Genomic DNA, 20,336 nt, shown 5'->3' on the forward strand with positions numbered 1-20,336 from the left:
CCGCCACTGATGGCCGAAACCACCCGTGCGACTTGCATGTGTTAAGCATGCCGCCAGCGTTCGCTCTGAGCCAGGATCAAACTCTCAAGTTCATCAGAACCCTCGGCCCGAAAGCCTCAGATCCATCCGAGGGACCCATAACCAGAACTCACTCGCTCACTTCTACTACCCGCGACCCAAGCCACGTGACACCGGTCGGAACCGCGCAGCACTGGCCACGCATCCCTCCCCAACATCAACGATCCACCCCAAAACAACCCAAACAGGCCGCCCGAGGCAGAAGCAAGAGCCACAAGAACTCTTCTCGTCTTCAGGAAAACAGATTTTCATGTGAATGAACGAACGAGACAAGGAACCGGGAAATCCCGGCTGGGCAAGCCCAACCCTGTCTCGATAAACCCGCCGAAGCATCAGCAGGGCGACGTATCTAGTGGCTCATCACCACCGCGTCAACCCCCTCAATCCGCCCCAACCAGGGTCACCAACCCGCCCCATCAGAAGCACCGTCGGTGTGGGGCGGCTTATATGGGGCCGCCCCAGACCTGTCAAACGGGTTTCACACACTTTCCACAAACGAACCGACGGGGCTCACCTCGAGCCCGTCCGGGCCGACGGTCACCCGCAGGCGGTCGCCGTCCTTCACGCTCCCCTCCAGCAGCAGCCCGGCGAGCCGGTCCTGCAGGTTGCGCTGGATGACGCGCTTCAGCGGCCGTGCGCCGTAGACGGGGTCGTAGCCCGCCTCGGCGAGCCAGTCGCGGGCGTCCGCGTCCAGCTCGAGCGTGATCTTCCGGTCGTCCAGCAGCTTACGCAGCCGGCCGAGCTGGATCTCGACGATGGAGCCCATGTCCCCGCGCGCGAGGCGCCGGAACAGGACGACCTCGTCGAGGCGGTTGAGGAACTCCGGCCGGAACCGCGTGCGGACCACGTTCATCACCTGGCCGCGCACGAGGTCCACGTCCTCCCCTTCCGGCTGGGCGGCCAGGATCTCGCTGCCCAGGTTGCTGGTCAGCACGATCAGCGTGTTGCGGAAGTCGACCGTCCGCCCCTGCCCGTCCGTCAGCCGCCCGTCGTCGAGGACCTGCAGGAGGATGTTGAACACGTCCTCATGCGCTTTCTCGACCTCGTCGAAGAGGATGACCTGGTAGGGCCGACGCCGCACCGCCTCGGTGAGCGCACCGCCCTCCTCGTAGCCGACATAGCCCGGAGGGGCGCCGATCAGCCGGGCGACGGCGTGCTTCTCCATGTACTCCGACATGTCGACGCGCAGCAGCGCGCGCTCGTCGTCGAAGAGGAAGCTCGCCAGCGCCTTGGTCAGCTCGGTCTTCCCCACGCCCGTCGGGCCGAGGAAGAGGAAGCTGCCGATCGGGCGCGAGGGGTCCTGCAACCCGGCGCGGGCCCGCCGCACGGCCTTGGAGACGGCTTCGAGCGCCTCCTCCTGGCCGACGACGCGGCGCCGCAGCTCGTCCTCCATGCGGATGAGCTTGGCGCGCTCGCCCTCCAGCATCTTCTCAACGGGCACGCCGGTCCAGCGGGAGACCACCGCCGCGACGCCCTCCTCGGTGACCGCCTCGTTCACCAGGCGGCCGCCGCCGTCGGAAGCCTCGGCGATCTTCTTCTCCAGATCGGGGATGACGCCATAAGTCAGCTCGCCGGCGCGCGCGTAGTCGCCACGGCGCTGGGCCAGCTCCACCTCGGTGCGGGCACGGTCAAGCTCCTCCTTGGCCTTCTGGGCGTCGGTGAGGCGGTTCTTCTCCGCCTGCCAACGCTCCGTCAGGGTCGCAGAGCGCTCTTCGAGCGAGGCAATCTCGCGCTCCAGCTTCTCCAGCCGGTCGCGGCTGCCCGCATCCGTCTCCCTCTTCAGCGCCTCGCGCTCGATGCGCGAGCGCAGGAGGTCGCGGTCGATCGCGTCCAGCTCCTCGGGCTTGCTGTCCACGGCCATCCGCAGGCGCGACGCGGCCTCGTCCACGAGGTCGATCGCCTTGTCCGGCAGGAACCGGTCCGTGATGTAGCGGTTCGAGAGGGTCGCGGCCGCCACCAGCGCGCTGTCCGCGATGCGGACGCCGTGGTGCAGCTCGTACTTCTCCCGGATGCCGCGCAGGATAGAGACGGTGTCCTCCACGCTCGGCTCGCCGACGAAGACGGGCTGGAAGCGCCGCGCGAGCGCCGCGTCCTTCTCCACATGCTTGCGGAATTCATCCAGCGTGGTCGCGCCGATGCAGTGCAGCTCGCCGCGGGCAAGCGCCGGCTTGAGGAGGTTCGAGGCGTCCATCGCCCCGTCCGCCTTGCCCGCGCCGACGAGCGTGTGCATCTCGTCGATGAACAGGATGATCTCGCCCTGCGCGGACTCGATCTCCGTCAGCACGCCCTTCAGCCGCTCCTCGAACTCGCCGCGGTACTTGGCGCCGGCCACCATCGCACCGAGGTCGAGCGCGAGGACGCGCTTGCTCTTCAGCGCCTCCGGCACGTCGCCATTCACGATGCGCAGCGCCAGCCCCTCGACGATCGCCGTCTTGCCGACGCCGGGCTCGCCGATCAGCACGGGGTTGTTCTTCGTGCGGCGGGCGAGGACTTGGATGGTGCGGCGGATCTCCTCGTCGCGCCCGATCACGGGATCAAGCTTGCCGTTGCGCGCGGCATCCGTCAGGTCGCGCGCATACTTCTTCAGCGCGTCGAACTGCTGCTCGGCGCTCGCACTGTCCACCTTGCGGCCCTTGCGCAGCTCGGCGACGGCGGCCTCCAGCTTCTGCGCGGTCGCGCCGGCCTTCACGAGCAGGCGGCCGGCCGGCGTGTCGCTCGCCGCGATGGCCACGAGCAGCCGGTCCTGGGCCACGAAGCTGTCGCCGGCCTTGGCAGCGCCGCGCTCGGCGGCGTCCAGCACGCGCACGAAATCGGGGGTGACCTGCGGCTGCCCGGCGCCGCCGCCGGAGACGCGGGGGTTCTTCGCGACCTCGGCATCCACCTCGCGCTTGGCCGCCGCGGGATCGCCGCCGGCCGCGCGGATAAGGCCGGAAGCCGCGCCCTCCTCGTCGTCGAGCAGCGCCTTCAGCAGGTGCTCGGGCGTGACGCGCTGGTGGTACTCGCGGATCGCGATGGTCTGCGCGGCCTGCAGGAAGCCCCGGGCGCGCTCGGTCAGTTTCTCGATATCCATATCTCTGCTGTCCCTCCACCCCGGATCGGAGCCCCGGGGGATCGATGGCGACCGCCCTCCCCGCCCCTCATCAGGCAACGGCTTAGGCGTTTGATCGGGATGTGGTATTGACCTCCGTCAAGCTTCAAGGGGCGCGCCCCAGGGCACGTTCCGCCAGGACGTATCCAGAGGACCTCCCATGCGTGTCGAGCGGCTGTACCGTTACCCCGTGAAGGGCCTCTCGGCGGAGAGCCTGGAGGAGGTGGAGCTGGCTGAGGGCGAGACCTTCCCGCACGACCGCCGCTTCGCCCTCGCCCAGGGCGACTCCCCCTTCGACGAGGCGGAGCCGCGCTTCCTGCCGAAGCAGAACTTCGCCTGCATGATGCGGAACGGGAAGGTGGTGCTCGTCCGCGCCGCCTACGACCCCCGGGCGGGAACCCTCGCCCTCGCTGCCGAAGGCCACCCTCCCCTCTCCGCCCCCACCGCCACGGCGGAGGGCAAGGCGGCGATCGGCGACTGGCTCGTCCGCTTTCTCGGCGATGAGGCGCGCCACGGCACGAACCCCGACGGAAGCCCCCGCCCGCCCCGCTTCACCGAGGCGCCCGGCCACGCCTTCACGGACCAGGCGCGCAAGGGCGTCTCGCTCATCAACCTGGCGACGCTGGACGCCTTCGAGAAGACGATCGGGCGGCGGCTCGATCCGCTGCGGTTCCGCGCGAACATCTACTTTTCCGGCCTGCCCGCCTGGGCGGAGCACGACTGGGTGGGCGGGGAGCTGCTCCTCGGCGGCGCCCGCCTCTCGGTCTTCAAGCGCACGGTCCGCTGCCCGGCCACCCAGGTTGACCTGCGGACGGGCGAGCGCGACTGCGACGTGCCGCGCCTCCTGCGCGAGCATTTCGGCCATGCCGACCTCGGCGTTCACGCGACCGTGCTCGAGGGAGGCCGCGTGGCGGTCGGGGACGCGCTGGAGCCGGCCTGAGGGGATGCTGCACCGCATCCCGATCATAGGTTAAAGCTTCTTCTCAGGAGTCCGGCCGGTGGGCCGGGCAGCGAGGAAGAAGCCCCCCATGCGCATCGCCCAGGTCGCACCGCTCGCCGAGGCCGTGCCGCCCAAGCTCTATGGCGGAACCGAACGCATCGTCTCCTACCTGACGGAGGAGCTGACCGCCCTCGGCCACGAGGTCACCCTTTTCGCCAGCGGCGACAGCGTCACCAGTGCCCGGCTCGAGCCGATGCTGCCCCAGGCCATCCGCCTCGATCCCTCGATCAGGGACGCCGTCGCCCCGCACATGCTTATGGTCCAGCGCGTGCTGGACATGGCCGCCGGCTTCGACATCGTCCATTTCCACATCGACCACCTCCAGCTGCCCGCGCTGCGCGGCCGGGGCGTGCCCTATGTCTCCACCTTCCACGGGCGGCTGGACCTGCCCGAGATCCAGCCGCTGATCGCCGCCTTTCCCGAGGCGCCCTTCGTCTCCATCTCGGACAGCCAGCGCCGGCCGCTCGGGCACATCGACGTCAACTGGGCCGGGACGATCCTGCACGGGCTGCCGGAGAATCTCCTGCCCTTCAGCCCGCGCGAGGGGGGCTACATCGCCTTCCTCGGCCGCATGTCGCCGGAAAAGGGACCGGACGCGGCGATCCGCATCGCCCGCACCGCCGGCATTCCCATCCGGCTCGCCGCCAAGGTGGACCGGGCCGACCAGGCCTATTTCGACGAGGTCGTCGCCCCGCTGCTCGACCAGGACGGGGTCGAGTTCATCGGCGAGATCAACGAGGCGGAGAAGGCGGAATTCCTCGGCGGCGCCATGTGCCTCCTCACCCCGATCGCCTGGCCCGAGCCCTTCGGCCTCGTGATGATCGAGGCGATGGCCTGCGGCACGCCCGTGATCGCCTTCAACCGCGGCTCCGTGCCGGAGGTGGTGGAGGACGGCGTGTCCGGCTTTATCGTCGAGGACGAGTTGGGCGCCCTCGCCGCGCTGAAGGGTGCCGCGGGGCTCGACCGCGCGCGGGTCCGCGCGGCCTTCGAGGCCCGCTTCACTGCCCGCCGGATGGCAGAGGACCACCTCGCCCTCTACCGTCGCCTGCTCGGCCAGGACCGCGCGAGCGTTCTCCGCGCCGTCTGAGCGAACGGGCCTGCCGGTCCGTCGCGCGCCGCCCCGGGGCAACCCTCGGCGCGGCACGCGTTTTCAACCAGCGCGTGCGGCAGGAGGGGATCGGCATGGATGACGACGGAATGGGCCCGCCGCGGCCCGAGGACGACGGCAGCTGGGCCGTCACCGCCACGGCCGCCACCGCCCTGGCCCTCTACCGCCCGCGCACGCTGAAGAACGGCTCCTCCTTCCTCGTCCTCGACCATTTCGGCGATGCCCAGGCCCTCGGCGCCACGGCGGAGGGCCTGTTCCACGAGGACACGCGCTTCCTCTCGCGCCTCTCCCTGCGGCTGGCCGGGCTGCGGCCCCTGCTGCTGTCCTCGGCGGTGAGTGCGGACAACACGGTGCTCTCGGTCAACCTGACCAACCCCGACATCCCCCTCGCCCCCGACCGCAAGCTGATGCGGGATACGGTGCATGTGGAGCGGCAGATGGTGCTCGGCTCCGGGATCGTGCGGGAGCGGGTCACCGTCCGCAATTTCGGCGACAGCCACCTCTCCTCCGAGATGTCGCTCACCTTCGCGGCGGACTTCGCGGACATCTTCGAGGTGCGCGGCCAGACCCGCGCCCGGCGCGGGGAGCGGCGCGCGGCCGAGGCGCGGCCGGATGGCAGCCTCGTCTTCTCCTATCTCGGGCTGGACGGGGTGGAGCGCCGCACCCGCCTCCGCTTCGACCCGCCGCCCGAGGGCGGGCCGGGACGCGACAACCGCTGGCCGCTCGAGCTCGCGCCGGGCGGGCAGCGGGTGATCGAGGTGTCCGTGCTCTGCGAGACCGGCCCAGAGCCGGCCGAGCCGACGCAGCCGCCCGGCTTCGACGGGCTCCTCGCAGGCATCCGCGCCTGGAGCGGCGAGCGGGGGGCGGAGCGGGCCATCGTCAGCTCGTCGAACCAGGCCTTCAACGACTGGTTCGCGCGCTCCGAATCAGACCTGACCATGCTCACCACCCAGACGGCGTCCGGCCCCTTCCCCTATGCCGGCATCCCCTGGTTCTCCTGCCCCTTCGGGCGCGACTCCCTCATCACCGCCCTGCAATGCCTCTGGGCGGACCCGGAGCTGGCGCGGGGGGTGCTCCGATATCACGCGAAGCTCCAGGCGACCGAGCTGGACCCCGCGCGGGACGCCGAGCCCGGCAAGATCCTGCATGAGAGCCGCAACGGCGAGATGGCATCCCTGCGCGAGGTGCCCTTCGGCCGGTACTACGGCTCGGTCGATTCCACGCCGCTCTTCGTCCTGCTGGCCGCGGAGTACGCGGACCGGACGGGCGACCTCGCCCTCATCCGCGAGATCTGGCCGAACCTCGTCGCCGCCCTGCGCTGGATCGAGCGCCACGGCGACATCGATGGCGACCTCCTGCTGGAATACGACCGGCAATCGGTGAACGGGCTGATCAACCAGGGCTGGAAGGACAGCTGGGACAGCGTCTTCCACGACGACGGCCGACTGGCCGAGGCCCCCATCGCCCTCATCGAGGTGCAGGCCTATGCGGAGGCCGCCTGGCGCGGCGCGGGCCGGCTGGCCCGGGCGCTCGGCCATGAGAACCAGGCCGAGGTCTGGACCGACCGGGCCGATTCCCTCCGCGCCCGCGTGGATGAGGCCTTCTGGATGGAGGACCTCTCGACCTACGCCCTCGCGCTGGACGGCGAGAAGCGGCCCTGCCGCGTCCGCTCCTCCAATGCCGGCCACGCGCTGCTGACCGGGCTGCCCTCCCCCGACCGGGCCCGGCGCATCGCCCAGACCCTGATGGCGCCGGAGAGCTTCTGCGGATGGGGCATCCGCACGATCGCGGAGGGGGAGAGCCGCTACAACCCGATGTCTTACCACAACGGCTCGGTCTGGCCGCACGACAACGGGCTGATCGCGCTGGGGATGAAGCGCTACGGGCTGAATGCCCAGCTCGAGCGGCTTCTGACGGGGATCTACGACTCGGCCCTGTCTGTGGACATGCACCGGCTGCCCGAGCTGTTCTGCGGCTTCGCGCGCCGCCCGGGCGAGGGCCCGACGGCCTATCCGGTTGCCTGCCTGCCGCAGGCATGGGCGGCGGCCACGGCCTATGCCACGCTCGGCGCGATGCTGGGCGTGTGCTTCCGCCCGGAGGACAACGTCATCCGCTTCCACCGCCCCTTCCTGCCGAGCTGGCTGGAGGAGCTGCGGATCGAGAATCTCAGGCTCGGGACCGCCGCGGTGGATGTGCGGCTGCGCCGGCACGAGGCCGATGGCGGCGTCTCGCTCAACCTGCTGCGTCGCCGCGGCGCGGTCGAGATCGCGGTCATCACCTAGCACTGCTTCCCCGGGGGCCGCGGCCCCCGGGCAGGGCGCCTACTGGATGGACTCGCGCGTGTCGCCGTCCATGGACGGGCCGTCATAGCCGTTAACGGCCGATTCGATTTCGGCCTCGCCACCGGCCTCACCCCCGCCTTCGTTCCCGGCGTAACGGCGGCCGCCATGCTGCGGGCCCGCCCCGCCGCCCTGCTGCTGCTGGGCCTGGTTCATGGCGTTGAGGATGCGGAAGTAGTGCTCGGCGTGCTGGAAGTAGCCCTCGGCCATCACCCGGTCACCCGAGCCGGTCGCGTCGCGGCCGAGCTGGAGATACTTCTCGAAGAGCTGCTGGGCGGTGCCCCGCATCCGCATGTCCGGCCCGATGGAATCGAACACGTGGTTGCGGTTCATCGGCTGGTTGCCGCTGTTGTGGTGCCGGGGACCGCCTCCCCCTCCTCCACCACCGCCGCCGCCATGTCCTCCCTGACGGAAGTTTCCGCGGCCGCGCATACGCTTCATGTTCATCTGGATCTGGTTCGCACTTCCATGCTCCCGCCGCCGGTCTGCGCGAAAGAGGGGCTCGCTAGGCCCCGTTCGGGACTGGCTGGAGGGATGATGATCACCGTGCCCGAGGGCACATCGGATTGTAAGGCCCGGATTCTTGTGCCTGGGGATGTTGTGCCTGGCGGCACACCGGAAGCGAGGCCAGCCCTGATGCGGGCGGTCGAGGCTCCGGCGGATCCGCCGCGCGTGTCGCGTGACGGGGCCGCGAGGCGAAGGTAGTGATCCCCGGCGATTCCTCCAAATGGTTTTTTCAAACCCGCCCGACAATAAGCGCGCGGGGGATCCCGCCCAGGTCGGGCCGGCACCCCAGGACGCGCAGCCCCGCCGCGCGCATCAGCGCCCCCACCCCCGCCTCCTGCCCCTGGCCGAGTTCCAGCACCGCTTTGCCGCCCTCGGCCAGGAGGCCGGGCAGCGCGGTGGCGAGGGCGCGGTAGGCGTCCAGCCCGTCCGCCCCGCCGTCCAGCGCCAGGGCGGGCTCGTGCAGCGCCACCTCGGGCATCAGCCCGGGAATGGCGGCGGTCTCGATATAGGGGGGGTTGGAGAGAATGAGGTCGAAGCGCCCGGCCAGGGCGGCGGCCCAGTCCCCGGCGATGATGGCGGCCCGCTCCGCCAGCCCGTTGCGCAGGGCATTCGCCCGAGCGAGGGCCGCGGCCTCGGGGCTGCGGTCCACGCCGATGCCGAAGGCATGGGGGAACTCCGCGAGGCAGGCGAGGAGCAGCGCCCCCGTCCCCGTGCCGAGGTCGAGCAGCCGCGTCACGACGGCCCGGTCCGGGAAGGCGCCCAGGGCAGCCTCCACCAGCGTCTCGGTGTCGGCGCGCGGGATGAGGGTGGCGGGGGTGGCCAGGAGGTCGAGCGTCCAGAAGCCGGCATGGCCGAGCAGATGGGCCATGGGCACGTTCCGGGCGCGGGCGGCGAGCGCCTCTCGGAACCGGGCCTGGGCCTCGGGCGCGACGGGCGCGCGGGGGTCGCGCAGCAGGTCTTCCTGCCGGCAGCCCATGGCATGGGCGAGGAGCATCCGCGCCTCCAGCCGGGGCGCCTCCACCGCCGCGGCGCGCAGCACCTGCCCGGCCTGGCAGAGGAAGGCGCCGACCGAAGTGCCATGCTCGGAGCCGGGGGGCTCGCAGCCGCTCACCCCTCCTCGGCCGCCAGCCGCGCGGCCTGGTCCTCGGCCATGAGGGCGGAGAAGATCTCCTCGAACTCGCCCATCATCACCCGGTCCACCTTGTGCAGCGTCAGCCCGATGCGGTGGTCGGTCACGCGCCCCTGGGGGAAGTTGTAGGTGCGGATGCGCTCGCTGCGGTCCCCCGTGCCCACCTGACCCTTGCGGTCGGCGGCGCGGGCACCGGCCAGGGCCTGGCGCTGCGCCTCGTAGATGCGGGCGCGCAGCACCTTCATCGCCTTGGCGCGGTTCTTGTGCTGGGACTTCTCCTCCTGCATCGCCACCACGGTCCCGGTCGGGATGTGGGTGATGCGGACGGCACTGTCCGTCTTGTTCACGTGCTGCCCGCCGGCGCCCGAGGCGCGGAAGGTGTCGATCCGCAGGTCGCTGTCGTTGATCTGCACGTCCACCTCCTCCGCCTCCGGCAGCACGGCGACGGTGACGGTGGAGGTGTGGATGCGGCCCTGGGTTTCGGTCGCCGGCACGCGCTGGACGCGGTGCACCCCGCTCTCGAACTTCAGCTTCGCGAAGACGCCGCGGCCGGTGACGGAGGCGGAGGCGCCCTTGATGCCGCCCGCCTCGCTCTCGTCCCATTCCAGGAGCTCGAAGCGCCAGCCCTGGCTCTCGGCGTAGCGCTGGTAGCCACGGAACAGCTCGGCGGCGAAGAGCCCGGCCTCGTCGCCGCCCGCCGCGGGGCGCACCTCCAGGATGGCCGAGCGCTCGTCGGCCGCGTCCCTCGGCAGGAGCATGATGCGGATCTCGTGCTCCAGCGCCGGCACGCGATCCCGCTGCTCGTAGAACTCGGCCTCGGCCAGCTCCCGCATCTCGGGATCGGCAAGCATCGCCTCGGCGTCGTCGCGGGCGCGCTCGGCCTCGCGCAGCTCCTGCACCTTGGCCACCACCGGCTCGATCTCGGCCAGCTCCTTCGACAGCGCGCCGAAGCGGCTGCCATCGGCGGTGCCCAGCTCGTGCCGCAGCTCCTCGGCGCGGGTGAGAAGGCGGTCCAGCTTCGCGGGGAGCGCCATTACGCTAAACGCGCCGGCAACTGGGCCAGCGGCACCCTCTCCTGCGTGCCGGCATCGAGGTCGCGCAGCTGCGCGACGCCCTCCGCCAGCTCGTCATCGCCGATGATGACCGCTGCCCGCGCCCCGAGCCGGTTGGCGCGCTCCATACGGCGCTTGAGGTTGCCCTTGTAGCCGATCTCGGCCACCAGCCCGGCGCGGCGGAGCGCCTGAACGGCGTCCAGCGCCGCCGCCTCGGCGGCATCGCCCACGGGGATGACCACCACGGGGCGCGGCGCGGCCGGGGCCGCCTCCAGCAGCATGGAGAGGCGCTCCACCCCCGCCGCCCAGCCGACGGAGGGCGTGGGCGGGCCGCCCATCTCCTCCACCAGCCCGTCGTAGCGGCCGCCCGCCATCACCGTTCCCTGGGCCCCCAGGCGGTCGGTGACGAACTCGAAGGCGGTGTGGCTGTAGTAGTCGAGGCCGCGCACGATGCGGGGGTTCTCGCGATAGGGCACGCCGAAGCGGTCCAGCGCGCGCTTCACCCCGGCGTAGAAGGCGGCGGCGGCCTCGGTGAGATGCGCCTCGATCGTCGGAGCGCCGGCGACGAGCGCGCGGTCCCTGGCGTCCTTGCTGTCGAGGATGCGGAGGGGATTCTTCTCCAGCCGCGTGCGGCTCTCCTCGGAGAGCCGGTCGGCGGAGGCGGTGAAATAGGCGACGAGGGCCGCGCGATAGGCCTCGCGGCTGGCGGCGTCGCCCAACGTGTTGATCTCCAGCACCGAGCCCTGGTCGATCCCCAGCGCCTGCTGGATATGCCAGCCGCAGGCGATCACCTCGGCATCCGCCAGCGGCTCGGCCGCGCCCATCACCTCGCAGCCGATCTGGTGGAACTGGCGGTAGCGGCCCTTCTGCGGGCGTTCGTAGCGGAACATCGGGCCGGCATAGAAGACCTTGCGCGGCAGGTTGGACTGGGTGAGCCCGTTGGTGACCAGCGCCCGGCAGGCGCCCGCCGTGCCCTCGGGGCGCAGCGTCACGCTGTCCCCGCCCCGGTCCTCGAAGGAGTACATCTCCTTCGAGACGACGTCCGAGGTCTCGCCCAGGCTGCGGGAGAAGACGCGGGTGTCCTCGAAGATGGGGGTCGCCCACTCCTCGAAGCCGTAGAGGGCGGAGACCCGGCGCGCGGTGTCGATGACGTGGTGGTGGCGCCGGAACTCCTCGCCGATCAGGTCATGCGTGCCGCGCGCGGGCTGGAGATCAGGTTTCGCCATGGTGGGCGGCGGGATAGCACCGCCCGACCCGGATGTCCCTACCCCTCCCGCAGAGCCTGGATGGCGCGGCGGAGATGCTCCTTCGCCGCCTCGAACACCTCGGCGTCCTGCTCGTCCAGCGCGCCGTGGCCCTCCTCGAACTCCTCCAGGAGGTCGAGGATCGCCTGCTCCATCGCGGCGAGGACGGGGTGCTGGTCCTCCTCCTCGGCGGAAGGCATCACTCGGCCGCCTGGATGAGGGCGGATTCGGCGGCCTTGGCGGCCTCCTTCTCGGCCGCGAGCAGGGCCGCCCGCGCCTCCACCAGCGAAACGATGTGGTCCACCATCTCCTCGCTCCGTGTCGTGTGGCTCGTCTTGCCCGCGGAATAGACCATATGCGTCCCGGCCCCGCCACCGGTAAGGCCGATATCGGTCATCAGCGCCTCGCCCGGCCCGTTCACCACGCAGCCGATGATGGAGAGGGAGATGGGCTGCTCGATATGGGCCAGCCGCTCCTCCAGCGCCTCCACCGTCTTGATGACGTTGAAGCCCTGCCGCGCGCAGGAGGGGCAGGAGATGATCTTCACCCCGCGGTGCCGGATGCCGAGGGACTTCAGGATGTCCCAGCCCACATGCACCTCCTCCTCCGGCTCGGCCGAGAGGGAGACGCGCAGCGTGTCGCCGATCCCCGCCCAGAGCAGCGACCCCAGGCCGATGGAGGACTTGACCGTGCCCGCGCGCTTCCCGCCAGCCTCGGTGATTCCGATATGCAGCGGGTGGTCGCAGGCCTCGGCAAGCTGCTGGTAGGCCGCGACGGCGAGGAAGACGTCGCTCGCCTTCACGCTGATCTTGAACTCGTTGAAGTCGTTCTGGAGGAGGTGGTCGGCGTGCCAGAGCGCGCTCTCCACCAGCGCCTCCGGGTTGGGCTCCCCGTACTTCTCCAGCAGGTGCTTCTCCAGGCTGCCGGCATTCACCCCGATGCGGATGGAGCAGCCGTAGTCCCGGGCAGCCTTCACGACCTCCTTCACCCGCTCCGGCGAGCCGATATTGCCGGGATTGATGCGCAGGCAGGCGGCGCCCGCCTTCGCGGCCTCGATGGCGCGGCGGTAGTGGAAGTGGATGTCGGCCACGATCGGGACGTTCACCTCCCGCACGATCTCGGCCAGCGCCGCGGTGGCCTCCTCCGTCGGGCAGGAGACGCGGACGATGTCCACCCCGGCCACTTCGGCGCGCCGGATCTGGGCGATGGTCGCCTCGGCGTCCTCGGTCGGGGTGTTGGTCATGGTCTGCACGGTGATCGGGGCATCGCCCCCCACCGGCACACGGCCCACCATGATCTGGCGGGACTTGCGGCGCTCGATCCGTTGATACGGGCGGTAGGACACGCGCGACTTCCCCAAAAACCTCGCCCTGATATGGCAGCCGCGGGGGCGCCGGCCAAGGGACGATCCGGTTACCGCGCGGCGGGCTGCGGCGCCCCGCCGCTCGATGACGCGGGGCGGGGCTGGCGGAGCGCGTCCGGGTCCAGGGCGATGTCGCGCACCACCCCGACCCGCCCGGCGAGCACCCCGCTCGCCTGGCCGTCCACCACCACCTCCAGCCCCTGCGCCCGGCCGGTCGTCATGACCAGCCCCTCGCGCGGGACGGCGAAGGTCTCGCCGGGGCGGAGCACGCGGTTCATCACGGTCTGGCCGGAGCGGGGATCGCGGACCTGGACCCAGGCCTCCTCCGTCGCGCGCAGGGTGATGCGGCTGGGCGCCTCGGCCGGGGCGGCGGGCGTCGTCCCCGGAGGCACGGGCGGCGTGGGCAGGGCGGCTCCGGCCGAGCTAGGCGCCGCGCCCGCGGCAGGAATGCGCCCGCCAGCCGCCGCCGAGGCTGGCGGTGCGGCCGGGGAGCCAGGGGCGGGCGTCGCCGCCGGCGTGCCCCGCGCGGCACCTCCCCCGCTTGCCTGGCCGGGGGCGGGCGGTAGCACCGGCGCCGTCTCCCCGGGTGGGGCGGCGGGACGGGAGCCCCGCGCCGCCTCCTCGATCCGCGCCGGGGGGGGTGGCACGGTGTCCACCACGCGGTCGGCCGAGCCGCTCCATCGCCACCAGCCGGCATAGGCCGCCACCATGATGACGGCGCCGACGAGAATCGCCGCCCCGGCCGGGATGCCGCGCTCGGGCACGGGCTCGGGGAAGACGAGGTCCCCGCCCCGGCCGGGCGCGCCCGCCTCGCGATAGCGGCGGGCGAGGTCGTCGGCATCAAGGCCGAGAAGGCGGGCATAGCTGCGGACGAAGCCGAGGGCGTAGGCCGGACCGGGCAGGTCGCGGCTGCGGCCCTCCTCCAGCGCGGCGAGGTAGCGGCGGTTGATGCGGAGCGTGTCCGCCGCCTCGTCCAGCGTGGCGCCGAGGGCGAGGCGGGCGTCCCGCAGCTGCTCGCCCACGCGGGCCGCCTCCGCCGTCGTCATGTCGGGGTTCGCCATGGGTGGGAGGGCGTTTCCTGGGGGTGGGCGGGCTGGGCTGCGCGGCCAGACCTGGGGCGGCTGCTCCCGGGCCGGCCGCAGGGTCAGGCCGCGCGGGCGGCGAGGACGGCGGCGGCCTGGTCCATGATCTCGGCCAGGATCTCGGCCGCGGGGGCCTCCTTCGTGACCATGCCGACGCTCTGCCCGGCCATGAGGGAGCCGTTCTCCACATCGCCGTCGACCACCGCGCGGCGGAGCGAGCCGGCCCAGAAGTGCTCGATGTCGAGCTGGGCCGCGGTCTTGTCCAGCTCGCCGGACTGGTGGCGGCGGATGACCTCGGCCTGGTGCTCCATGAAGCGCTTCGTGCCCTCGTTCTGCAGGGCGCGGACGGGGATCACGGGGAAGCGGCCGTCGAGCTGCACGGTCGGGAGCGCGTCCCGCGCGGCGCCGCGGATGAAGGCCTGCTTGAAGCGGGGATGGGCGATGCTCTCGCTCGCGCAGACGAAGCGGGTGCCGATCTGCGCCCCCGCCGCGCCCATCTCCAGGTAGGAGAGCAGCGCCTCGCCCCGGCCGATGCCGCCGGCGACGAAGACGGGCACCTCGGCGGCCATGGCGGGCAGGATCTCCTGCGCCAGCACGTTGAGGGAGACCGGGCCGATATGGCCGCCAGCCTCGGAGCCCTCGATCACCAGCGCGTCGGCGCCCGAGCGGACGAGCTTCTTCGCGAGCGCCAGGGCCGGGGCGAAGCACACGACCTTGGCCCCGCCCTCCTTCGCCTTGCGGATGGCCGGCGTCGGGGGGATGCCGCCGGCGAAGACGATGTGGCCGACCCGCGCGTCGAGGCAGACCTGCACCAGCTCATCGAGCCGGGGATGCATGGTGATGAGGTTCACGCCGAAGGGGCGGTCCGTCAGCGCCTGGGTGGCCGCGATCTCCTCGGCCAGCCGCGGCGGCTCCATCGCGCCGCAGGCGATAACGCCGAAGGCTCCGGCATTGGACAGGGCGGCGACGAGGTTGCGCTCGCTGATCCAGGACATCGCCCCGCCCATGACCGCGTAGCGGCTGCCGAGGAAGGCAGCGCCCCGCGCCATCAGCCGGTCCAGCCGTGCGCGGGCGGCGTCCGTCGCCGGAGGCGCCTCGGCGTGAGCGGGCGCCGGGGGCGCCACGGGCTGCGCGGGCACCGGCAGCGCGTCGGCCGAGCGGGCGAAGGGCGAGTCGCCCTGCGCGGCCGGGATGGCGGGGAGGTCGGTGGTGGCGAGGGGCGGCATGGGGTGTTCCTTCAGGCCGGCGCGTCGAGCCCGTAGGCGGTGTGCAGGGCGCGCACCGCCAGCTCCGTGTACTCGGCGCCGACCAGCACGCTCGTCTTGATCTCGCTGGTGGAGATGACCTGGATGTTGATCCCCTTCTCCGCCAGCGTCTTGAACATGGTGGCGGCCACGCCCGCATGGCTGCGCATGCCGATGCCGACGATAGAAATTTTTGTCACCTCGGGGTCGGCGACCACCTCGCTGTAGCCGATCTCGGCCCTGGACTTCTCCAGCACCTCGCGGGCGCGCGGCACCTCGGCCTTGCCCACGGTGAAGGTCATGTCCGTCGTGCCGTCGGAGCCGAGGTTCTGGACGATCATGTCCACGTTCACGTTGGCGTCCGCCAGCGGGCCGAAGACGGTCGCCGCGATGCCGGGCTTGTCCGGCACCCGCCGGAGGGTGACCTTAGCCTCGTCGCGGGAATACGCGACGCCGGTGACCAGGGGCTGTTCCACGATCTCGTCCTCGTCCACCACCAGGCTGCCCGGCTTGTCCTCGAAGGAGGACAGGACCTGCACCCGGACCTTCTGCTTCATCGCCAGCTCGACCGACCGGGTCTGCAGCACCTTCGCGCCGACCGAGGCCAGTTCGAGCATCTCCTCATAGGCCACGGCGGCGAGCTTCCTCGCGCGCGGCACGATGCGCGGATCGGTCGTGTAGATGCCGTCCACGTCCGTATAGATGTCGCAGCGGTCGGCCCGCACCGCGGCCGCCACCGCGACCGCCGAGAGGTCCGAGCCGCCCCGGCCAAGCGTCGTGATCCGCTCCCGCGGGCCGATGCCCTGGAAGCCGGCAATCACGGGCACTTGCCCCCCGGACATTCGCTCGATCAGGCGCGCGCCCTCGATCTCCTCCACCCGCGCCTTGCCATGGGCGCCATCGGTGCGGATCGGCACCTGCCAGCCCTGCCAGGACCGGGCGTCCACGCCGATCGTCTGGAGGGCGATGGCCAGGAGCCCCGTCGTCACCTGCTCCCCCGTGGCGACCACCGTGTCGTACTCCCGCGCGTCGTGCAGGGGGGAGAGCTCGGTGCACCACTTCACCAGCTGGTTCGTCACGCCCGACATGGCGGAGACGACCACCGCCACCTCATGCCCGGCCTCCACCTCCCGCTTCACGCGGGTGGCGACGTTGCGGATACGGTCGAGATCGGCGACGGAAGTGCCGCCGAACTTCATCACGATACGGGCCATAGGGGGTCGGGAGCTGCCGGGATGTGGGCGCACGGGTTGCGTCCCCGCGCGGGGCGGCACAGATACCGGCCCCGGCCGCGGGCGGCAACCTCAGGAGGATGTGAATGGCAGAGGGCACCGTGCTGGCCGGGGAGATCGAGAAATTCGATTCGCTGGCCGCGGAGTGGTGGAACCCGCGGGGGCCCATGGCCCCGCTCCACGCCATGAACCCCCTCCGTACGGGATGGATCGCCGATCGGCTGGCCCGGGCCACGGGGCGCGATCCCCGGGCGCTCGGCGGGCTGACACTGCTCGATGTCGGCTGCGGCGCCGGCCTGGCCTCGGAGGCCATGGCGCGGCGCGGCGCGCGCGTGACCGGGCTCGACATGGCCGCGAGCGCGCTGGAGGCGGCGCGCTTCCACGCCGCGGCCGAGGGCCTGTCGATCGACTACCGGATGGGCCGGCCGGAGGAGCTGGACACCCGCTTCGACGCGGTGATGGCGCTGGAGGTGATCGAGCACGTCGCCGACCGCGACGCCTTCCTCGTCTCCCTCGCCCGTGCCGTGCGGCCGGGGGGGATAGTGTTCCTCTCCACCCTCAACCGCACCGCGCGCAGCTTCCTCTTCGCCAAGCTCGGGGCGGAGTACCTGCTGCGGCTTCTGCCGCGGGGCACCCATGACTGGAAGATGTTCGTCACCCCCGCCGAGCTCGGCGCCGGGATGCGCCGGGCCGGGATGCGGGTGACGGATGTGGCGGGCATGGTGCCGGAGCCGCTGACGGGCGGCTGGCGGGAGAGCCGGGACACGGCGGTGAACTACATCCTCGCCGCCGTGCGGGACTGAGCCGGGTCAGCCGTCCGCGCGCGGCACCCAGGGGATCTGGCCGACCTCGATGCCCTCATCGGCCAGGGACTCGGCCTCCTCGGCCGTGGCCTCGCCATAGATGCCCCGGCGGTCGCTCTCGCCCCGGTGCATCCGCCGCGCCTCCTCGGCGAAGTCGCGGCCGACATGGTCGCAGTTCTTCTCCACCTCGGCCCGCATGCGCTGCAGCAGGGCGAAGAGCTGGGCCGGCATGGGACCGGCCGTCGCGGCCTGGGCCTGGGGGGGCTGGGCGGAAGGCGCAGCCTCGGCCTCCTTCGGCGCGGGTGCGGGGGCCGCCTCGGTCCGGAGCTTCGCGATGGCCGGGGCCATCAGGTCCCGCCGGACGGCGGTGTCGCCGCAGACCGGGCACTCGACCATGCCCGCCTTCGCCAGCTTCTCGAAGGCGGCGCTGTCCTTGAACCAGCCGTCGAAGCCGTGGTCGGTGCTGCAGCGCAGTTGATAGTGGATCATCTCGGTCTGGACAGTTCCGGGCCCTTCCGGGCCCATTCGTGGCACTCTCCTCGCGAGAGTGCCGGAAACAGCCTCATGCCGCCAGCAGCGCGTCGAGCTTGCCGGCCCGGTCCAGCGCCGCGAGGTCGTCGGACCCGCCGATCGCCTGCCCGCCGATGAAGATCTGGGGCACGGTCGTGCGCCCGCCCGAGCGCTCGATCGCGGCCTTGCGGGCGGCGGAGCCGCTCGGCGCGTCGATCTCCTGGAACGCCGCGCCCTTGCGACTCAGCAGCGCCTTGGCGCGCTCGCAATAGGGGCAGAAGGGGATGGTGTAGATCTCGATCTCGGCCATCCCGCACATCTCGTTCATCCCCCCCTCGCCTTCAAGCCGTCCCACTCCCCCCCGGGGTCCGGCACGCGGGCGATGGCGAGCACGTCCACCGCCGAGGCGCCGGCCTCCAGCAGGGCCTCGGCGCAGGCGCCGGCCGTCGCGCCGCTGGTCAGCACGTCGTCCACCAGCAGCACCCGCCGCCCTGCCAGGGCGGACCGGGCGCGCGGCGCGACGCCGATCGCCCCCTCCAGCTCCGCCCGCCTCGCCTCCGCGCCGAGGGGGCCGAGGGAGCGTGTCCGGCGCAGGCGGCGCAGCGCGTCCGGGATCACCCGCCGGCGCGCGATCCGGCCGAGATGCATCGCCAGCAGCGCCGCCTGGTTGTAGCGGCGGAGGAAGAGCCGTCCGCGATGGATCGGCACGGGCACGATCACCTCCGCCTCGGCCAGCAGCTCGGCCCCGGCACGGGCCATGTGGCGGGCGAGCGGCGCGGCGAGCTCTGTCCGGTCCGCGTGCTTGAGCGGCAGGATCAGCCGCGCGACCCCTTCGTTATAGGCGAAGGCCGCGCGGGCCCGCTCGAAGGGCGGCGGGTTCAGGAGGCATTCCGGGCAGAGCCCCTCCTCCCCCTCCCCCCCATGCTCGAAGGGCGTGCTGCACTGCAGGCAGAAGGGCGGGACGATCGCGTGCAGCCCGCCGAAGCAATCGGGGCAGAGCGCCCCCTGCTCCAGCACCCGGGCGTCGCAGGCGAGGCAGTGCGGGGGTAGAAGCGCGTCCAGCACCCCCCGGGCGCCTCGCCGCGCCAGCCGCATCGCGCCCCCGGCGACGGCGGCGCGCATCAGCGCCACCCCCGGCGAGGAGCCCTGCCGCAGGAAGGAGCCGCCCCCTGGCGGCGGCGGGCCGGCCACGACATATGCGTGGCATGAGCGGCTCGCCCCATCTCATCTTCGACCGCGGCCTCCTGCGCCGGCGCCGCGACCGCGCGGCCGCGACGCAGGAGCGCGTCGCCCCCGTTCTGGACGCCGCGGCCGAGCGCCTGCTCGACCGGCTGGACGACACCACCCGCCGCTTCCACCGCGCCCTGGAGATCGGCGGGCGCGGCGCGATCGCTCCGGCGCTGCGGGCGCGAGGAGTCGGGCACGTCGTCTCGATGGATCTCTCGGCCCGGCAAGCCGCGCTCTCCGGCGGCCCCGCCGTGGCGGGCGACGAGGAATGGCTGCCCTTCGCGCCCGGCAGCTTCGACCTCGTGGTCGCGCATCTCTCCCTCCACTGGGTCAACGACCTGCCGGGCGCGCTGGCGCAGATCCGCGCGGCCATGGCGCCGGACGGGCTCCTCCTCGCCAGCCTGCCGGCCCTCGGCACGCTCCAGAACCTGCGGGAGGCGCTCACCGCGGCCGATGCCTCCCTGCGCGGCGGGGCGGCCCCGCGCGTCTCGCCCTTCCCGGAACTGCGGGACGGCGCGGCCCTGCTCCAGCGCGCGGGCTTCGCCCTGCCGGTGGCCGATATCGAGGAGATCGCGCTCGCCTATCGCGACCCGCTCCTCCTTCTCAGGGACCTCCAAGCGGCGGGGGAGACCAACGCGGTGCTCTCCCGCGACGACCGCATCCCGCCCCGCGGCCTCTTCCCCGCCGCCCTCGCCACCCTTCCCGCCGGGCCGCAGGGCGTGCCGGTCGCGCTCCGCCTGCTGACGCTGACGGGCTGGAGCCCCGGCCCCCACCAGCCGCGCCCGGCCCGGCCGGGAAGCGCGACCGCGCGCCTGGCCGACGCGCTCGGGGTCGAGGAGCGCAAGGCGGGCGAGGCGCCGGGAGGGGGCGGAAGGCAGGGGGGATGATCCGTCAGGCGCCGTAGCGGATCACCATCCGGTGCTCGTCCGCGCTGACGAGCCGGGCCCCGATCTCGGGCGCCGCGCCGGGCTGGGTGCCGATCCAGCCGGTATGCAGGCCCTCCAGCACCGGCGCGATCCAGTCGCTCCCGCCCTGGCCGGCGGAGAGCCTCGGCGGCGCGGCATGGGTGAGCACCAGCGCCGGCCCGTCCGCGTCGAGGGCGATGGAGACGGAGCCCCAGCGAGGCCCGGCCAGGCGCTCGTTCATCCGCGCCTCCAGCCCGGCCAGCGTCGGCTCCGGCGGGATGTGGGAGCGCGCGGCGATCCGCTGGCCGACGGCGCGCAACAGCACCGCCCGCTCCTCGGACGACATATGCTCGTCCAGCGTCTCGATCAGCGCGCGCAGGAACCCCTCCCAGTCCGGCGCGGAGCGGGATTCGGAGGTCATCGGA

Annotated in this window: 19 protein-coding genes and 1 rRNA gene; 5 read left to right on the plus strand and 15 right to left on the minus strand. The window is 72.3% G+C overall.

Features of this window, described 5'->3' with window-relative positions; all coding sequences use genetic code 11:
• A 16S ribosomal RNA gene (locus FHS87_RS09805) occupies positions 1–92 on the minus strand; the annotation flags it as partial.
• Positions 93–556: 464 nt separating this feature from the next.
• A complete protein-coding gene (gene clpB / locus FHS87_RS09810) occupies positions 557–3,148 on the minus strand; it encodes an ATP-dependent chaperone ClpB (protein ID WP_184517062.1) in 2,592 nt (863 codons plus the stop codon).
• Positions 3,149–3,326: 178 nt separating this feature from the next.
• On the opposite strand from clpB, the gene FHS87_RS09815 reads away from it, so the two are divergent.
• The 3 genes from FHS87_RS09815 (at position 3,327) to FHS87_RS09825 (ending at position 7,556) form a co-directional block, all read left to right on the plus strand.
• Positions 3,327–4,106: an MOSC domain-containing protein gene (locus FHS87_RS09815; RefSeq protein WP_184517065.1), complete on the plus strand. Its 780-nt coding sequence runs from the start codon at positions 3,327–3,329 to the stop codon at positions 4,104–4,106.
• Between the two features lie 88 nt (positions 4,107–4,194).
• Positions 4,195–5,253, plus strand: a complete 1,059-nt coding sequence (locus tag FHS87_RS09820; RefSeq protein WP_184517068.1) for a glycosyltransferase family 4 protein — start codon at positions 4,195–4,197, stop codon at positions 5,251–5,253.
• A 95-nt stretch (positions 5,254–5,348) separates the two neighbouring features.
• Complete coding sequence (locus FHS87_RS09825) at positions 5,349–7,556, plus strand: amylo-alpha-1,6-glucosidase (RefSeq protein WP_246418300.1); 2,208 nt, start codon at positions 5,349–5,351, stop codon at positions 7,554–7,556.
• Positions 7,557–7,595: 39 nt separating this feature from the next.
• On the opposite strand, the gene FHS87_RS09830 is transcribed toward FHS87_RS09825, so the two are convergent.
• The 9 genes from FHS87_RS09830 to FHS87_RS09870 all read right to left on the minus strand — a co-directional run bounded on the left by FHS87_RS09830 (position 7,596) and on the right by FHS87_RS09870 (position 16,448).
• Positions 7,596–8,060: a DUF4167 domain-containing protein gene (locus tag FHS87_RS09830; protein WP_184517071.1), complete on the minus strand. Its 465-nt coding sequence runs from the start codon at positions 8,058–8,060 to the stop codon at positions 7,596–7,598.
• Positions 8,061–8,349: 289 nt separating this feature from the next.
• Positions 8,350–9,231, minus strand: a complete 882-nt coding sequence (gene prmC, locus FHS87_RS09835; RefSeq protein ID WP_184517073.1) for a peptide chain release factor N(5)-glutamine methyltransferase — start codon at positions 9,229–9,231, stop codon at positions 8,350–8,352.
• A complete protein-coding gene (prfA, locus tag FHS87_RS09840) occupies positions 9,228–10,283 on the minus strand; it encodes a peptide chain release factor 1 (protein WP_184517076.1) in 1,056 nt (351 codons plus the stop codon). Before prfA ends, prmC begins: the two co-directional genes overlap by 4 nt.
• On the minus strand, positions 10,283–11,527 hold the full coding sequence (hisS, locus tag FHS87_RS09845) for a histidine--tRNA ligase (RefSeq protein ID WP_184517078.1): 1,245 nt from the start codon (positions 11,525–11,527) through the stop codon (positions 10,283–10,285). The genes prfA and hisS overlap by 1 nt, the downstream gene beginning before the upstream one ends.
• A 38-nt stretch (positions 11,528–11,565) precedes the next feature.
• Positions 11,566–11,745, minus strand: coding sequence for a hypothetical protein (locus tag FHS87_RS09850; protein ID WP_184517081.1), 180 nt, complete (start codon positions 11,743–11,745; stop codon positions 11,566–11,568).
• Entirely contained in the window at positions 11,745–12,890 is a 1,146-nt protein-coding gene (gene ispG, locus FHS87_RS09855; protein WP_184517084.1) for a flavodoxin-dependent (E)-4-hydroxy-3-methylbut-2-enyl-diphosphate synthase, read from the minus strand. The genes FHS87_RS09850 and ispG overlap by 1 nt, the downstream gene beginning before the upstream one ends.
• Before the next feature lie 68 nt (positions 12,891–12,958).
• Complete coding sequence (locus FHS87_RS09860; RefSeq protein WP_184517087.1) at positions 12,959–13,969, minus strand: helix-turn-helix domain-containing protein; 1,011 nt, start codon at positions 13,967–13,969, stop codon at positions 12,959–12,961.
• An 83-nt stretch (positions 13,970–14,052) separates the two neighbouring features.
• Positions 14,053–15,039, minus strand: a complete 987-nt coding sequence (locus FHS87_RS09865) for an NAD(P)H-dependent flavin oxidoreductase (RefSeq protein WP_246418312.1) — start codon at positions 15,037–15,039, stop codon at positions 14,053–14,055.
• A 188-nt stretch (positions 15,040–15,227) separates the two neighbouring features.
• Positions 15,228–16,448: an aspartate kinase gene (locus FHS87_RS09870; RefSeq protein ID WP_184517106.1), complete on the minus strand. Its 1,221-nt coding sequence runs from the start codon at positions 16,446–16,448 to the stop codon at positions 15,228–15,230.
• Positions 16,449–16,552: 104 nt separating this feature from the next.
• Between FHS87_RS09870 and ubiG the strand changes: the two genes are divergently transcribed.
• A complete protein-coding gene (gene ubiG / locus FHS87_RS09875) occupies positions 16,553–17,269 on the plus strand; it encodes a bifunctional 2-polyprenyl-6-hydroxyphenol methylase/3-demethylubiquinol 3-O-methyltransferase UbiG (RefSeq protein WP_184517109.1) in 717 nt (238 codons plus the stop codon).
• A gap of 6 nt (positions 17,270–17,275) precedes the next feature.
• Here ubiG and FHS87_RS09880 read toward each other — a convergent pair whose 3' ends face one another.
• The 3 genes from FHS87_RS09880 to FHS87_RS09890 form a co-directional block, all read right to left on the minus strand.
• Entirely contained in the window at positions 17,276–17,758 is a 483-nt protein-coding gene (locus FHS87_RS09880) for a DUF1178 family protein (RefSeq protein ID WP_184517111.1), read from the minus strand.
• Between the two features lie 73 nt (positions 17,759–17,831).
• The gene (gene grxC, locus FHS87_RS09885) at positions 17,832–18,089 is read right to left on the minus strand and encodes a glutaredoxin 3 (RefSeq protein WP_184517615.1); all 258 of its coding nucleotides are present in this window, start codon (positions 18,087–18,089) and stop codon (positions 17,832–17,834) included.
• A gap of 14 nt (positions 18,090–18,103) precedes the next feature.
• A complete protein-coding gene (locus FHS87_RS09890) occupies positions 18,104–18,874 on the minus strand; it encodes a ComF family protein (RefSeq protein ID WP_184517618.1) in 771 nt (256 codons plus the stop codon).
• 110 nt (positions 18,875–18,984) lie between these two features.
• On the opposite strand from FHS87_RS09890, the gene FHS87_RS09895 reads away from it, so the two are divergent.
• Complete coding sequence (locus FHS87_RS09895) at positions 18,985–19,893, plus strand: methyltransferase domain-containing protein (protein ID WP_184517114.1); 909 nt, start codon at positions 18,985–18,987, stop codon at positions 19,891–19,893.
• Between the two features lie 4 nt (positions 19,894–19,897).
• On the opposite strand, the gene bcsD is transcribed toward FHS87_RS09895, so the two are convergent.
• Positions 19,898–20,332 (minus strand): cellulose biosynthesis protein BcsD, encoded by a 435-nt coding sequence (bcsD, locus tag FHS87_RS09900; RefSeq protein WP_184517116.1) that lies wholly within the window; start codon positions 20,330–20,332, stop codon positions 19,898–19,900.
• Positions 20,333–20,336 lie beyond the last annotated feature (4 nt).

This window comes from Muricoccus pecuniae (genome assembly GCF_014199205.1).
In the GTDB taxonomy this organism is placed as follows: Bacteria; Pseudomonadota; Alphaproteobacteria; order Acetobacterales; family Acetobacteraceae; genus Roseomonas; species Roseomonas pecuniae.

Bases quoted from the DNA above. Each gene is read 5' to 3' on its own strand.
- clpB (WP_184517062.1), bottom strand. From the start codon at position 3,148: ATGGATATCGAGAAACTGACCGAGCGCGCCCGGGGCTTCCTGCAGGCC.
- FHS87_RS09815 (WP_184517065.1), top strand. From the start codon at position 3,327: ATGCGTGTCGAGCGGCTGTACCGTTACCCCGTGAAGGGCCTCTCGGCG.
- FHS87_RS09820 (WP_184517068.1), top strand. From the start codon at position 4,195: ATGCGCATCGCCCAGGTCGCACCGCTCGCCGAGGCCGTGCCGCCCAAG.
- FHS87_RS09825 (WP_246418300.1), top strand. From the start codon at position 5,349: ATGGATGACGACGGAATGGGCCCGCCGCGGCCCGAGGACGACGGCAGC.
- FHS87_RS09830 (WP_184517071.1), bottom strand. From the start codon at position 8,060: ATGAACATGAAGCGTATGCGCGGCCGCGGAAACTTCCGTCAGGGAGGA.
- prfA (WP_184517076.1), bottom strand. From the start codon at position 10,283: ATGGCGCTCCCCGCGAAGCTGGACCGCCTTCTCACCCGCGCCGAGGAG.
- hisS (WP_184517078.1), bottom strand. From the start codon at position 11,527: ATGGCGAAACCTGATCTCCAGCCCGCGCGCGGCACGCATGACCTGATC.
- FHS87_RS09850 (WP_184517081.1), bottom strand. From the start codon at position 11,745: ATGCCTTCCGCCGAGGAGGAGGACCAGCACCCCGTCCTCGCCGCGATG.
- FHS87_RS09860 (WP_184517087.1), bottom strand. From the start codon at position 13,969: ATGGCGAACCCCGACATGACGACGGCGGAGGCGGCCCGCGTGGGCGAG.
- FHS87_RS09865 (WP_246418312.1), bottom strand. From the start codon at position 15,039: ATGGCGCGGGGCGCTGCCTTCCTCGGCAGCCGCTACGCGGTCATGGGC.
- FHS87_RS09870 (WP_184517106.1), bottom strand. From the start codon at position 16,448: ATGGCCCGTATCGTGATGAAGTTCGGCGGCACTTCCGTCGCCGATCTC.
- ubiG (WP_184517109.1), top strand. From the start codon at position 16,553: ATGGCAGAGGGCACCGTGCTGGCCGGGGAGATCGAGAAATTCGATTCG.
- FHS87_RS09880 (WP_184517111.1), bottom strand. From the start codon at position 17,758: ATGATCCACTATCAACTGCGCTGCAGCACCGACCACGGCTTCGACGGC.
- grxC (WP_184517615.1), bottom strand. From the start codon at position 18,089: ATGGCCGAGATCGAGATCTACACCATCCCCTTCTGCCCCTATTGCGAG.
- FHS87_RS09890 (WP_184517618.1), bottom strand. From the start codon at position 18,874: ATGCGGCTGGCGCGGCGAGGCGCCCGGGGGGTGCTGGACGCGCTTCTA.
- FHS87_RS09895 (WP_184517114.1), top strand. From the start codon at position 18,985: ATGAGCGGCTCGCCCCATCTCATCTTCGACCGCGGCCTCCTGCGCCGG.
- bcsD (WP_184517116.1), bottom strand. From the start codon at position 20,332: ATGACCTCCGAATCCCGCTCCGCGCCGGACTGGGAGGGGTTCCTGCGC.